A 13,193-nucleotide genomic window follows, 5' to 3' on the forward strand; every position below is an offset into this window, starting at 1 on the left:
ACTCGCAGCGGAGGCCGTCGCGTATCTCAGTCCTTGCCGCGTGGCGGCGGTTGTACCTCGACCCCGCTGGAGTCGTGTTCGGGACCCGCGGCAGGGTGTTCGGGCGGGACGCGGTCCCGGAATCGGGTGCCTTCGCTGGGACGTTCGGGGCCGGGCCGATGAACGTTGCCATGGTAGGGACCGGGCTTCGGCCGGGGCTTTCCACCGGGGAAGGCCAGGCGGAAGATGCTGCGGTGCACCGTCCCCCACTGCTTCGAGAAGCGGCCGGAGTTGTACGGCAACTCGTAGCGCTCGCAGATGTCTTTGACCTGTGGCGCGATCTCCGAGTATCGACTGCTCGGCATGTCGGGGTAGAGGTGGTGCTCGACCTGATAACCGAGATTTCCGCTGATGATGTGGAACAGAGGGCTGCCGTCGATGTTCGCGGCGCCCAGCAACTGGCGTACGTACCAACCGCCGCGCGTCTCGTTCTCGGTCTCTTCCTGTGTGAACGTGTAGGTCTGGTCCGGGAAGTGGCCACAGAAGATGATCGCGTGCGCCCACACGTTGCGGATGACGTTGGCGAGTGCATCGGCGGCCAGGGTGCGCAGGTACGTACTTTCGACGCCCGGCGCCACCTTGTCGAGGAACGTCGCTGCGGCATTGATGCGGCCGCTGTTCGACAGTTTGCGGAGCCTTCTGGCGAGGCGGGACCGCGGGGGCTGCTCGAGCCGCCCGCGCGACGCCAACTGGACGAGGGCGAACGCCCCGGCGCTGATCATGGGCCAGCCGAGGTAATCCTTGACGATCTGGGCCCGAGCTTTGACCCCGATGCCTTTCAGGTCCTTGCGGACTTCCGACCAAGGCTTCTCGCGCTTACGGATGGCGTCGATGTCCATGTCGTGGACGGCGACGCCCCACTCGAACAGCAGCGTGAGCAGTAGGTTGTAGAGCGGCTGGAACAGGAAGCGAGGCTCCCACTTCTGGTTTGGGTCGATCCGCATGATCTCGTAGCCGAGATCCTTGTCCTTGCCGAGGATGTTGGTGAACGTGTGGTGGATGTAGTTGTGGGAGTGCTTCCACGACTCGGCCGTCGACGCGGTGTCCCAGTCCCAAACCGACGAGTGAATGTCGGGGTCGTTCATCCAATCCCACTGACCGTGCATCACGTTGTGGCCGATTTCCATGTTTTCCAAGATCTTGGCCATGGAGAGGCAGGCGGTGCCGAGCAGCCAGGCCGTCTTCGAGCGCGATGCGAGTAACAGCACCCGACCGACCACCACGATCTGTCGCTGTGCCGAGATGACGTACTTGATGTAGCGCCGGTCGCGGTCGCCCAGGTCGGCGAACACCTCGTCGTGGATCGCGTCGAATTCCTTCGCGAGCTTTTCCAGCTCTTGTTCCCCGAAGCGGGAAAGCGGTGTTTCCCCAGCCCTCTTCACGGCAGTTGTCACGAGCCGCTCCTTTCGATCACAGTTCGAGTTCGACGTCGCCTTCGGCGGTGTTGATACAGATCCGCACGTCTTGCTCCGTCGGCTCGATTACGTCACCCGAGCGCAGGTCGCGCAGCTTGCCCGACTTCAGCGTGCCTACACAGGTGTGGCAGATTCCGATGCGGCAGCCGAACGCGAGATTGAGACCTGCCTTCTCGCCGGCCTCGAGAATCGACGTGCCGCCGTCACATTCGACTTCCTTTTCGCTGTCGAGGAAGCAGACGGTGCCACCTTCCCCGGCGTTGGCGTCGCCGCCGATCTTGGGCTGGAAGCGCTCGAAGTGCAGGCGCTCGCAATCCCCGTTCTGTTCCCAATGCTCGATCAGAGCATCGAGCATCTCACCGGGGCCCGAGCAGAACGCCTCGCGCTCGCGCCAGTCCGGGCACGCGTCATCGAGGTCCTCGGGGGTCAGCCGCCCCCGCTCGGAGGTAAGGCGCAGATCCAGCCTCATTCCCTCGTGGCGTTCCTCGAGCTCTTCCAAGGCGGAAAGGAACATCGCCTGCTCGCGGGTCCGCGCGGAATGAATGACCACCGCGTCGCGCAATTCGTCGCGATGGTCCAGGTCGCGCAGCATGCTGATGATCGGCGTGATGCCGCTTCCAGCGCTGATGAACAGCATCTTGTCCGGCAGGGGCTCCGGCAGTGTGAAAACACCCTCGATCTCGCCGAGCCGCACCAAGTCCCCCGGCTGAATCTTGTGCACGAGATACGGCGATACGACACCGCCGTCGACCCTCTTTGGTGTGACGCTGATCAGCCCGTCTTCAGGCCGGGGATCCGAAGTCAGCGAGTACGCGCGCCAGTGGTAGACACCGTCGATCACCACGCCGAGACGTACGTACTGACCGGGCTTGTGCCCGGGCCACTCGTATCCCGGACGAATCAGAACGCTGGCCGCTTCCGAGCCTTGCGCCTCGATGCCTTCGACCTTGCCGCGCAGCTCCCGGGTGGTCCACAGCGGGTTGATCATTTCGAGGTAGTCGTCGGGCTGCAGCGGACTGAACAGGCGCCGTATTGCTCGCAGGAACAACCGGCGTCCCCGGGGGACGCGGGGCTCGGCGCCGCGTTCAGCCATGGCGTCAGAGTACACAGTTGTGCACCGACTCTAAACGTCATTTTGAATGTTGTTGTCGCACAGCATTACACATGCGTTTAACTTGGGCACACCTAGATATCAGCCGTTCACTGGCCGCTGCGCGCTCGATTTACCACTGCTGCGATGGGTACCTGGGTGGTGCCCAGAACAACAGTCGCCCAAACGTTTGTTCAGGTGTTTTTGCGGGTCAGGCCGCGCAGCGGCCGATCGTCGCGGCGCCTAATGTCGGTGACTGTGCTGATCGGCTTCCTCCTCGCGCTGGGCTGCGCGCTTTGTTACGGGACGGCGACCGTGCTGCAAGCCGCCGGGACGCGATCCGTGGAGGCGGGCAGCGGGTCAGGCGTCGATGCGGTGCTGCTGTTACGAGCCGTCCGGCAGTCGCGCTATCTGGCCGGGGTAGGCCTCGACATCATCGGGTTTGCGCTGCAGGTCGCGGCCCTGCGGCTGGTGCCGATCTATGTGGTCGCGGCGGCGCTGGCCGCCTCGATCGCGGTCACCGGCGTGGTCGCCGCTTGGTTGCTGTCGGCGCGCTTGTCGTCGTCCGAATGGACGGCCGTCGGTGTCGTCTGCCTCAGCCTGGTCGTGCTCGCCCTCGCCGCCGGGCCGGGCCACTTCCGGCACGCCCCGGCCGGGCTGGGCTGGGCGCTGCTGGGCGTGGTGGCCGCAATGCTCGCCGGCGGCGCGGCCGCGGGACGTCTGCCCGACCGCGTCCGCGCACTCGCGCTTGGTCTGGGCGCCGGAACCGGATTCGGCGTGGTTGAGGTGGCCGTGCGCCTGATCGAGGAGATCGATCCCACCAAACGCTCCTTCTACACCAATCCCGCCCTCTACGCCGCCGCTGCGGGGGGCGCCGCGGGGTTCCTCTTGCTCACCTCCGCGTTGCATCGCGGATCGGTGACGACGGCCGTCGCCGGAATGGTGGTGGGTGAAACGCTGGCACCCGCCGTCGTCGGGGTGGTCTGGCTCGGCGACACCGCTCGCGACGGGCTTGGTTGGCTGGTGATCGTTGGGTTCGCCGTCGCCGTGTCCGGAACTCTGGTGCTGGCCCGGTTTGGCGAAGCGCCCCAACCCGACCCAGCCGAGGAAGCGGGCTCAGGACGCCGCTAGCTCATGATCCGAGGGTGGACGCCGCACGGCCCAGCGCCGTGTCGCCCACGGGCGCGTAGCCGGTGCCACGCGCCGGTCGCGTCCACAGTAGGCCGTCCTGTGCGGTGACACCCGCGGCGATCAGCGCACGCTTGAGGATCTTGTTCGTCGCGGTCGCGGGCAGCCGATCGTTGATGCGCACGTAACGCGGCCACGCTTTCGGCGATAGGTCGGCCTGCGCGGCAAGGAATTTCTCGAAATCACCCGGGCTCAGGCTTGCGCCGGGCCGCAGCACCAGGGCGGCCATCACCTGATCGCCCACCCGCTCGTCGGGGACGGCATAGACGGCGACCTGGCTGATTCCGGGCAACCGCGCCAGAATGCGCTCGATCGGGGCGGCCGCCAGGTTCTCCCCGTCGACCCGCATCCAGTCGGCGGTACGACCGGCGAGATAGATCCAGCCGTCCACGTCGCGGTAGGCCAGATCACCCGACCAGTACATCCCGTGCCGCATCCGCTCGGCGGTGGCCCCCGGATCGTTGTAGTAGCCGGCGAAGGGCCCCGCGCCCTGGGTGTTGACCAGCTCACCGACCGCGCAGTCGAAGTTGGTCAGCGCACCGTGCGCGTCGAACCGCGCGGCCTCGCACTCCCGCAGCGTGGTCGAGTTGTAGATGCTCACCCCGGGATACGGCTTGCCGATGGATCCGGGCGGGGTGCCGTCTTCGCGCACCACGATGACCGCGAACTCACTGGAGCCGAAGCTGTCGATGACCCGGCACCCGAATCGCCTTGAGAATTCCGCGATATCACGATCTGTGGCCTCGTTGCCGAACGCCACACGCAGCGTGTTCTCGGCGTCGTCGGGACGTTCGGGGGTGGACAGGATCAATGCCAGCGGCTTACCGACATAGTTCAGGTAGGTCACCCGGTAGCGGCGGACATCGTCGAGAAAACGGGACGGCGAAAACCGCGCAGGCACCATGGTGGCCCCGCAGCCGACGGCGACCGCCCACCCGGCGGCCACACCGTTGGAGTGGAAGAGCGGCATCGAGAGGTAGCAGACGTCGTCGGCGGTGACATCGTATTGGTAGATCAGGCTGGCACCGCACATGATCGCCATGCCATGGGCGAACCGGACCACCTTCGGGTCGCCGCTGGTGCCGGAGGTGAAGATCATCATCAGGGTGTCGGCGGATGCCACCTCGCGGACGGGGACCAGCGGCGGCGCGGCGGCGACGGCTTCGGCGTAGCGTCCGCCGGTCACATCGAGCACCTCAATACCCTTGAGGTCCAACCCTTCCAGCAGCTCAAGATGCTCGGCGTCGACGAGCAGCATCTGACAGTCGGATCGCCGGATGTCGGTCAGCAATCCGGCGCCGCGTCGCGTGGTGTTGAGCCCGCACAACACGTACCCGCCGAGCGCCGCGGCGGCCATGGCCCGCAACATCGCCGGCGAGTTATCCAGCAGGGCACCGACGTGCGGTGGTCGTCCCGGGTCCGCGAGCGCGATGAGCGCCGCGGCCTCCGCCTCGGCCTCGACGAGGTGCTCCCGCCAGGTCCAGGTCGCCTCGCCGTAGGCCACGGCCGGGGTGTCGTCGCAGCGACGCTGCCGCAATAGCTGTTGAACGGTCTCCTGCACGCGTTCACTTCCCCTTCGACGTCGTCATCGGGTGGTCAGCACCAGCCCCGCATAGTCGTTGCGTGCTACTTCGTCGCAGTGGCGCCGGTAGGTGCCGAAGCCGCCGAGGTAGGGCATGAAGACCCGCTTCTTGCCCTCGATGTTGGCGCCCAGGTACCAGGAGGACGCGGCCTTGGGGAACAGCGTCCGCTCGGCGGCCTGGGCTACGTGCTCGGTCCAGCCCAACGCGGCGTCGCGGCGTGGCTCGACCTCGCTCACCCCTCGCTGTCGCGCAGTTCGCACCAGCTCGATGACCCAGTCCACCTGAACCTCGGCGTGCAACACCATGTTGGCCAGTACCGACGGGCTGCCCGGCCCGCTGATGGTGAACAGGTTGGGCAGCCCCGGCACCATCAGGCCGAGGAAGGTCACCGGGCCCTCGGCCCAGGCGTCGCACAGTCGTTGTCCCCCTGGGCCTTTGGGATCGATTCGGGTCAACGCCCCGGTCATGGCGTCGAAGCCGGTCGCGAAGATCAGCACATCGCAGGGATATGTCGTCGCGCCGGTTCGTACGCCGTCGGCGGTGATCTCCTCGATGGGCTCGCGGCGCAGGTTGACCAGCCGGACATTCTCGCGGTTGAACATGGCGTAGTAGCCGTCGTCGGTGCAGATCCGTTTGGTTCCTATCGGGTGATCGACCGGAATGAGATCCCTTGCGACGACGGGATCGGCGACGATCTCCCGGATGCGCTCCTCGGCGAAGGTCCTGGCGATGTCGTTGGCGGACAGGTCGCTGGTCTGGTCCGGGAACGTCTTGGCGAACAGGACCCCGCCTTCGCGCCAGCGCTTCCACAGCGCCTCCGACCGTTCGTGAGCGTCGGTGTCGAGGGCGTTCTTGTGGTAGGTGCCGTGCGGCGTGCCCGCCGCGGCGTAGGCGGAGGTCCGGCGACGCTCGGGGTACCGCTTTTGGATTACTCGCTGCTCCTCGACCGACCATGGGCGGTTGGGCATCGGGATGGTGTAATTCGCGGACCGCTGGAAGACCACCAGGTGATCGGCGTTTGCGGCGATGATCGGCGCCACCTGGATGCCGGAGGATCCCGTGCCGATCAAGCCCACCCGCTTGCCGCGCAGCTCGGGATCTTCGCGGGGCCAGGCGGCGGTGAAATACACCTCACCCGAAAATTCCTCGGCGCCTGGGATATTCGGCCGGTTCAGCGCCGAAAGACAACCGGTTGCACACAACAGGAATTGTGCGGCGAACGACTGGTTGTTCGCGGTGTCGACACGCCAGCGGCCTCGCTCGAACGTGGCGCCGACGGCGTCGACGCCGAATCGATAGTGGCGCCGCAGATCGAAGCGGTCGGCGACGTGGCGCAGGTAGGCCAGGATCTCCGGCTGGGCGGCGAAGCGTTCGGTCCACTGCCAGCTCCGTTGCAGTTCCGCGTCGAAAGAGTAGGAATAGTCCACACTTTCGACGTCGCAGCGAGCGCCCGGGTAGCGGTTCCAGTACCAGGTGCCCCCCACGTCGGGCGCGGCCTCGATCGCGGTCACCGACAGGCCCATCGAGGCGGCCCGGTGCACAGCGTAGAGCCCGGCGAATCCGGCGCCGATGATGATGACGTCGCTGACTTCGGTCACGACACCGCGCTCCGGTCCGCCGGATACAGCAGCTCGCGCAAGTCGGCACAGACCAGATGTTGTGCCGACGCCGCCGGCGGAAACGCTTGCATCGTCATGAAGCCGTGAAACAACCCGGGAAAGTCCCGGTGCACGACGGGCACTCCCGCGTGACGCAATCGGTGCGCGTAGTCGCAGCCCTCGCTGTGCAGGGGATCAAGACCGGCCGTCACTATCACCGCCGGTGGCAGGCCCGCATGGGTGTGCGCGCGAGCCGGGGCGACCAAATAGGCGGGGTTGAAAACCGTTTGTGTACCCAGGTATTGGTGCCAGTACCATTGCATCGCGGCGCGGGTGTTGAAGTACCCGGTGGCGTAGCGGTGATAACTGTCGGTATCGAACGTCGGATCGACCGCCGGGTAGATCAACAGCTGCCCCGCCGGTGGCGTGACGCCGCGGTCGCGGCAGAGAATGGCGGTGACGGCGGCCAGGTTGCCGCCGGCGCTATCCCCGGCAATGGCGATGCGCACCGGGTCGATGCCCATGTCCGCGGCGTGCGCGACCGTCCAGTCGAACACCGCGAAGGCGTCGAGCGCCGCGGCCGGGGCGGGATGCTCGGGGGCCAGACGGTAGTCAACCGAGATCACGACGGCTTGGGTGCCCCGGGCCAGAGCTCGGCAGAATCCGTCGTGAGATTCGATGTCACAGAAGACGAATCCGCCCCCGTGGTAGAACACGATCGCGGCACGGTCCTGCGTCGGCGCACCATGTGGCTGGTAGATGCGCACCGGCACCGACCCGTCAGGGCTCGGAACCACGCGGTCGGTGGCGCTGCGGACGTCGTCGAGGTTGTTGACCGGCATGCGCCGCTCGGCCACCGCTGCGCGCGCCTGCGGACCGGTCATGTTCTCGACGCGCGGGAATCCGGCGTTCAACTGGTCGAGCATCGCCTGCACTACGCCGTTCAGCGGATCGTCCATGTGCACCTCCGACCTCGTCGTCCAAGGTCATGCGGGCCGATATTTCAGGAGGGTGATGCCCTCTTCAGGCAGATCGTAGAACACCGGCTTCACCCGCATGCCGATCCGGATGTCGTCCGGCTCGACGTCCACCAGCTCGGTGCTGAATTTCGGTCCGGCATCCCACCGCACCACCGCGAGCAGCTGCGGCAGCGCGTCCTGCCACGGCGGGCCGGTTGGCCGGCGCGCGATAGTGAAGGTGTACAGCGTTGCGGCGCCGTCGATTTCGCGCCATTCCAGGTCGTCGGCCAGCGTGCCCGGGGCCAGCGTGCGCGGATAGAACACGTAACGCTGCGAGGACGGCGAGTACTGCACCAGGATCCGGTGCTGCACCAGGGCGTCCCAAAACGGCCGCGAGACCGGTGTGGGCTCGGGTACCGGATGGCTCATGCCTAGTCCCCCCGCATCAGCAGCGCGACCTGTTCACTCATGATGCCGCCGTTGCCGGTCACGAACGCCGTGTGGCAGTCGGGCACCTGCGCGTCGCCGGCCCGACCCATGATCTGGCGTGCACCGTCGACCACATGGTGCATGCCGCCGGCCATGCCCGCCTGGCCGAAGGACAATTGGCCCCCTGCGGTGTTGAGCGGGAAGTCGCCGCGGTAGGTCAGGTCGTGCTCGCCGACCCACGACATGCCTTCGCCTGTCGCGCAGAATCCGGCGTCCTCGAGGCTCATCAGCACCGTGATGGTGTAGCAATCGTAGATCGACGCGATGTCGACGTCGGACCGATGCAGCCCGGCCATGGCGAACGCCCGATCGGCGGCGCGCGCGATCGGGGTCGACAGCAGATCCTCGGCGTAGGTCGGGGTCTTGAATGCGATGTGTTCGCCGAAGCCCTTGATCCACACCGGGCGGTTGCGGCCGCGGCGGGCGATGTCGGCGTTGGCGATGAGCACGCCCGCTCCCCCGTGCACGCGCAGCACCGTCTCCAGCAAGTGGATCGGGTCCGCGATCATCGGGCTGCCCAGGACGTCCTTCACCGTGATGGGGCTGCCGTGAAACACCGCGCCGGGATGCGCACACGCGTTCGTGCGTTGGTCGACGGCGATCTTGGCGAGCGCGGCGGGGTCGTAACCGAATTCCGCCGCGTAGCGCTGGGCGATCTGCGCGTAGGGCGCGTTCTGACCGACATTGCCGTATGGGATCTCGAATTCGGCTTGCGGCGAGCCATAGTTGTTCGAAGACGCCCCATACCAATTCGGGCCGGGCGGGGGTCGCCGCCCGGACTGGGGCACCGAGGCCGATCCGGGCACGACGGCGAGCGCCGCGTCGCAGACGCCGAGTTCGACGGCCGCCGCCGCACGCCAGATCATTCCGGCGGCGGTGGCTCCGCCGAGATCGACTCGCTCACCGAAATCCAATGCCATACCCAGGTATTCGCATAGGGTGGCCGGTGCGAACATGGCCGACTCGGCAACGCCGTGGGTCAGCAGGCCGTTGATGCAGCGGGGACCGACTCCGGCGTCCTCGATGACCATCTTCGCCAGCGCCGCGTACTGATCCAGGGTGAACAGCGGTGCGCGGGTGGGGCGCCGCTCGGCGGGCAACTCCGCGATGCCGACGATGGCCGCCTCGCCGCGCAACCCGGTCACGGCTGGCCCGCCCGCGTCGGCAGCTCGACGGTCGCCGTCCCCGGCATCAGGATCGTGTCGCCACGCCGGCCGGCGATGACGAGGTCGACCAACCCGGCGCCCATGTCGCTCAGCCGTTTACCGGTGACCTCGCCGCCGAAACTGAGCGCCTCGCCGGGATACGCCACCGCCCGGTTCTGCACCGAGAACGACACCAGCCGCCCTCGCCCGCCGATCCAGTCGCCGAGCGCTCGGGCCAGCAGCGCCGCCTGAAGCGGGCCCTGAACCAAGACGTTGTCGTAGCCTTCGTTCTCGCGTGCCCACTCTTTGTCGTAGTGAATCCGGTGACCGTTGTACGTGGCGGCGCTGAAGAAGAACATCTGGGTTTCGTCGACGGTGACGGTCAGCGGGGGAACGCGCTCGCCGACGGCGATGTCTTCGAAAAAGGGTTGGGGGCCGGTCATGTCGCACTACTAGGGACGGGCGATCATCGACGTCGACGCTTCGGCCAGCAGGTCCCGATGCTGGTTGCGGTACACCGTGTGCCAAGTGACGAGAACGAATGGGCCGGAGCGGCCCCGCTTTTCGACGATCGAGGAGATGGTTCGGACCATATCGATCTCGTCGCGGTGGTACGCGGGCAGGTGAAACGTGAAGCTCTCCCCGCCGGCCATCCGTTTGGGGGCTCGCGGAAACGCCAGGCTGCCCGAGACCGCTCCGGACGATCCGTCGGGACGCAACGACTCGAGCGCCGATACACCGAGGATCGCGTACTGCAGAAACAGTGGCGGGCAGATGATGTCGCGATATCCGTTGGCCCGGGCATAATCCGGATCGAAATACAGCGGGTTGTGGTCGCCGACCGCGGCCGCCCAGCGTTGCCAATCGCGGCTGTTCAACTCCCCGGTCGCCGACGCCGCTACGGTGCCGATGCGCGACGCCGATCCCGCGTCGATCAGACTATCCTCGCTCAACGGCGCTCCCCTTCGTCTGTCTCGTCGTGCCGGCTGTGTGTAAGCCAGCCGGCGGCGACATCGGCTCCGCCGCCGAGAGTCGAACCGAGCCGTGCCCGCTCGCTCCACAGATGCAGGTCGGTCTCGGTGACATAGCCCATGCCACCGTGCAGTTGATGGGCGTCCAGCGTGATCAGGCGCGCGGCGGTGGCCGCGTGCATGCGCGCGATGGCCGTCTCCCTGGTCGCCACGCGGCCCCGGCCCAGCCAGAACACGGCGGCGTGCGCGGCCAATCGCGCGGCCGCCAAGGCGATGTGCATGTTGGCGATCAGGTGTTGGGCGGCCTGGAACGACGCGATGGGCCGGCCGAATTGATGACGCAGCTTGGTGTAGTCGACGCTGCGGTCCAGCACGGCCTGGCCGACGCCGACCAGGTCGAGTGATCCCAGCGCGACGGCGGTGTTCGCCACCCGGCGCAGCGCGCGTGCGGTGACGCCATCGAGCACCGCGTCGGCGACGACGTCGTCGAAGTGCAGCGTGAATGCGCGGAGCCCACCGGCCATGTCGAGCGGTTCCACACTGGCATTGCGGATGTCGACGACGAAGGCCATGGGCCGCTCGTCCGTCGTGGCGGACGCCACGATGAGGTCGGCGACGTCGGCATCGAGGACATAGTCCGCGGTTCCGTTGAGCCGCCATTGTTTTGCGGCGCGATCGGCGTGCGGCCCGGGGGCGACGAGGGCGGTGTCGCGCACGTTGAAGAGTGCGGTGGTGGCCCGCGCCTTACCGGACGCGAGCGACGGGAGCCAGCGGGCCTTGACGGCCGGCGAGCCGAGCTCGTCGATGGCCAGTGTGGCCTGAACGCTGCTGTGCACCGTCGTCGGGCACAGCGCGCGGCCGGCTTCGGTGTAGAAGACGGCGAGGTCGTCGACGGAGCCGCCGGCCCCGCCGTACTCCTCGCTGACGGCCAGGCCGAAGACGCCCGCATCGGCCAGCGCCTTCCACAGTGCCGGCGTGTGGCGGTTTGCGCCGGGTTCGTTGAGGGCGCGCACCAGACCGATCGGGTTCTCGGCGGCCAGCAGGGCGCGCAAGGCCGAGGCGAACTCGCGCTGTTCGGCGGTGGGGATCGTCTTCATCTGCGGAGTGCGGGTCTGACGTCAGCGTCCATAGGACGGCATTCCGTGGCCGCGCTGCGCGATGATGTCGCGCAGCACCTCGTTGGTCCCACCGCCGAAGCGCATCAGCGGGGCGGCCCGGTAGAGCCGCTCGAATTTGCCTGCCAATGGGGCCTGTTCGCTGCCATGCGCCAACAGGCCGTCGGGCCCGAGGAGGTCGAGAGCCAGGTCGGCGATGCGCTGACGCAGCTCGCTGGTGAAAACCTTCTCCACGCTGACCTCGACGGTGGGTATGACGCCGGAGTCCAGGATGGACGCCGCCTCGTAGCCCATCAGCACGGCCACCGCGACGTCTGCCTCGGCCTGCGCCAGTCGCCGACGAAGCGACGGATCGTCGGCGGGTACGGTCCCGTCGCGCCGGGGGCGATGCACCAGCTCGTGCAACTCCTCGACGGCGCGGCGCAGGTCTCCGGCGTTGGTCAGTGCCCCGCGTTCGAGATCGAGCGCACCCGTGATGTAGGTCCAGCCGCGGTTGACCTCGCCGACCAGGTTGGTGACCGGCACCCGCACGTCACGGAAGTGCACCTCGTTGGTGCGATAGCCCGACCACGCGTACAGCGGGCGTATTTCGACGCCCGAGCGGTCGATCGGCACGATGATGACCGAAATGCCGCGATGCCGGGCACCACTCGGATCGGTACGGACGCAGAGCCATTCGTGCGTGGCGCGCTGGGCGCCGCTGTTCCAGATCTTGGTGCCGTTGATCACCCATTCATCGCCGTCCCGCGTGGCGCTGGTGCGCAGGCTGGCCAGGTCGGTTCCTGCATCTGGCTCGGAATAGCCTACCGCGCAGATCATTTCGCCCTTGGCGATGAGGGGCAGCCAGTCGGTCTTGTTGCGCTCGGTGCCATGCCGCATGATCATCGGCGCCACCGATGTCACCGTCAGGTCGGGACCGGGCACGCCCCAATATTCGAATTCGCTCATCAGCAGATGCAGGTGCATGGCGCCGAGGCCAAGTCCGCCGTACTCGCGCGGCCAGTTCAGCCCGAACCAGCCCTTGGCCCCGATCTTGCGGCGAAACCGGGCGACTTCGCCGTCGGGAACCTCCAAGTCGTGCTCAGCGAGCTCGACACGCAATTCCGGGGTGACGTTGTCGTGCAGAAATTCCCGAACCTCGGTGAGCCAGGCGCGCTGCCCAGCGTCGAGTTCGAAATCCATTCCGGCGCCTTTGCCTTTCCACATGCTTTTCACCGAGCGTCGCCAGCGTAACGCCACAGGGAGATGGCACCGGCGATTTCGAGGCTGCGTCATGCGCGGGCGCCACAGGCGGGCGCTCGTGCTGTAACTACGCTGTCAAACTCCGGTTAAAACACGTCGACGCTCTCGCGGTGATTCCAGTGGGCTGCGACGATTGTCAGATCGGCTGGTCGACGGGGACCAGGCATTCTGCTGAGCCCCAGGGAGAAGTCATGCCCACTGTTGAGATGCGCCTGCGCGAAGATCTGCGCAACTACGCCGTCGAATTGCGGCAACTGGCGTACACGCTGCCGTTAGGCGTAGGCGAGCACGATCTGCTGCAACTGTCCGACCGCATGCGTGCCGCGGCCGAGCAGGTGCTCCGCAAGCGCGCCTGACAG

At 67.0% G+C, this 13,193-nt stretch carries 13 protein-coding genes; 2 read left to right on the plus strand and 11 right to left on the minus strand.

Translation table 11 applies throughout. The features are described 5' to 3' along the window. Positions 1-26: 26 nt before the first annotated feature. Complete coding sequence (locus A5686_RS10295) at positions 27-1,421, minus strand: fatty acid desaturase (protein WP_369829696.1); 1,395 nt, start codon at positions 1,419-1,421, stop codon at positions 27-29. Between the two features lie 28 nt (positions 1,422-1,449). Next, a complete protein-coding gene (locus A5686_RS10300; RefSeq protein WP_067933756.1) occupies positions 1,450-2,547 on the minus strand; it encodes a ferredoxin reductase in 1,098 nt (365 codons plus the stop codon). Positions 2,548-2,790: 243 nt separating this feature from the next. Between A5686_RS10300 and A5686_RS10305 the strand changes: the two genes are divergently transcribed. Continuing rightward, positions 2,791-3,675 (plus strand): DMT family transporter, encoded by an 885-nt coding sequence (locus tag A5686_RS10305; RefSeq protein WP_067933757.1) that lies wholly within the window; start codon positions 2,791-2,793, stop codon positions 3,673-3,675. A 1-nt stretch (position 3,676) separates the two neighbouring features. Here A5686_RS10305 and fadD1 read toward each other — a convergent pair whose 3' ends face one another. The 9 genes from fadD1 to A5686_RS10350 are packed head-to-tail and all read right to left on the minus strand — an operon-like array spanning position 3,677 to position 12,774. Beyond that, positions 3,677-5,293: a fatty-acid--CoA ligase FadD1 gene (gene fadD1 / locus A5686_RS10310; protein WP_067933759.1), complete on the minus strand. Its 1,617-nt coding sequence runs from the start codon at positions 5,291-5,293 to the stop codon at positions 3,677-3,679. 24 nt (positions 5,294-5,317) lie between these two features. Next, positions 5,318-6,913: an NAD(P)/FAD-dependent oxidoreductase gene (locus A5686_RS10315; RefSeq protein ID WP_067933760.1), complete on the minus strand. Its 1,596-nt coding sequence runs from the start codon at positions 6,911-6,913 to the stop codon at positions 5,318-5,320. After that, a complete protein-coding gene (locus A5686_RS10320; protein WP_067933847.1) occupies positions 6,910-7,872 on the minus strand; it encodes an alpha/beta hydrolase in 963 nt (320 codons plus the stop codon). The genes A5686_RS10315 and A5686_RS10320 overlap by 4 nt, the downstream gene beginning before the upstream one ends. Before the next feature lie 27 nt (positions 7,873-7,899). After that, positions 7,900-8,301, minus strand: coding sequence for a Zn-ribbon domain-containing OB-fold protein (locus tag A5686_RS10325; RefSeq protein ID WP_067933762.1), 402 nt, complete (start codon positions 8,299-8,301; stop codon positions 7,900-7,902). Between the two features lie 2 nt (positions 8,302-8,303). Continuing rightward, positions 8,304-9,506 (minus strand): thiolase family protein, encoded by a 1,203-nt coding sequence (locus A5686_RS10330; protein ID WP_067933763.1) that lies wholly within the window; start codon positions 9,504-9,506, stop codon positions 8,304-8,306. Continuing rightward, complete coding sequence (locus A5686_RS10335) at positions 9,503-9,949, minus strand: MaoC/PaaZ C-terminal domain-containing protein (protein WP_067933765.1); 447 nt, start codon at positions 9,947-9,949, stop codon at positions 9,503-9,505. Before A5686_RS10335 ends, A5686_RS10330 begins: the two co-directional genes overlap by 4 nt. Before the next feature lie 9 nt (positions 9,950-9,958). Next, on the minus strand, positions 9,959-10,459 hold the full coding sequence (locus tag A5686_RS10340) for a MaoC family dehydratase N-terminal domain-containing protein (RefSeq protein ID WP_067933767.1): 501 nt from the start codon (positions 10,457-10,459) through the stop codon (positions 9,959-9,961). Further along, positions 10,456-11,574, minus strand: coding sequence for an acyl-CoA dehydrogenase family protein (locus tag A5686_RS10345; RefSeq protein ID WP_067933769.1), 1,119 nt, complete (start codon positions 11,572-11,574; stop codon positions 10,456-10,458). The genes A5686_RS10340 and A5686_RS10345 overlap by 4 nt, the downstream gene beginning before the upstream one ends. Positions 11,575-11,595: 21 nt before the next feature. Next, the gene (locus A5686_RS10350; protein WP_067933849.1) at positions 11,596-12,774 is read right to left on the minus strand and encodes an acyl-CoA dehydrogenase family protein; all 1,179 of its coding nucleotides are present in this window, start codon (positions 12,772-12,774) and stop codon (positions 11,596-11,598) included. Between the two features lie 251 nt (positions 12,775-13,025). On the opposite strand from A5686_RS10350, the gene A5686_RS27595 reads away from it, so the two are divergent. Next, positions 13,026-13,190, plus strand: a complete 165-nt coding sequence (locus tag A5686_RS27595; protein ID WP_197520541.1) for a hypothetical protein — start codon at positions 13,026-13,028, stop codon at positions 13,188-13,190. Positions 13,191-13,193 lie beyond the last annotated feature (3 nt).

The organism is Mycobacterium sp. E2479 (assembly GCF_001667925.1).
Lineage (GTDB): Bacteria > Actinomycetota > Actinomycetes > Mycobacteriales > Mycobacteriaceae > Mycobacterium.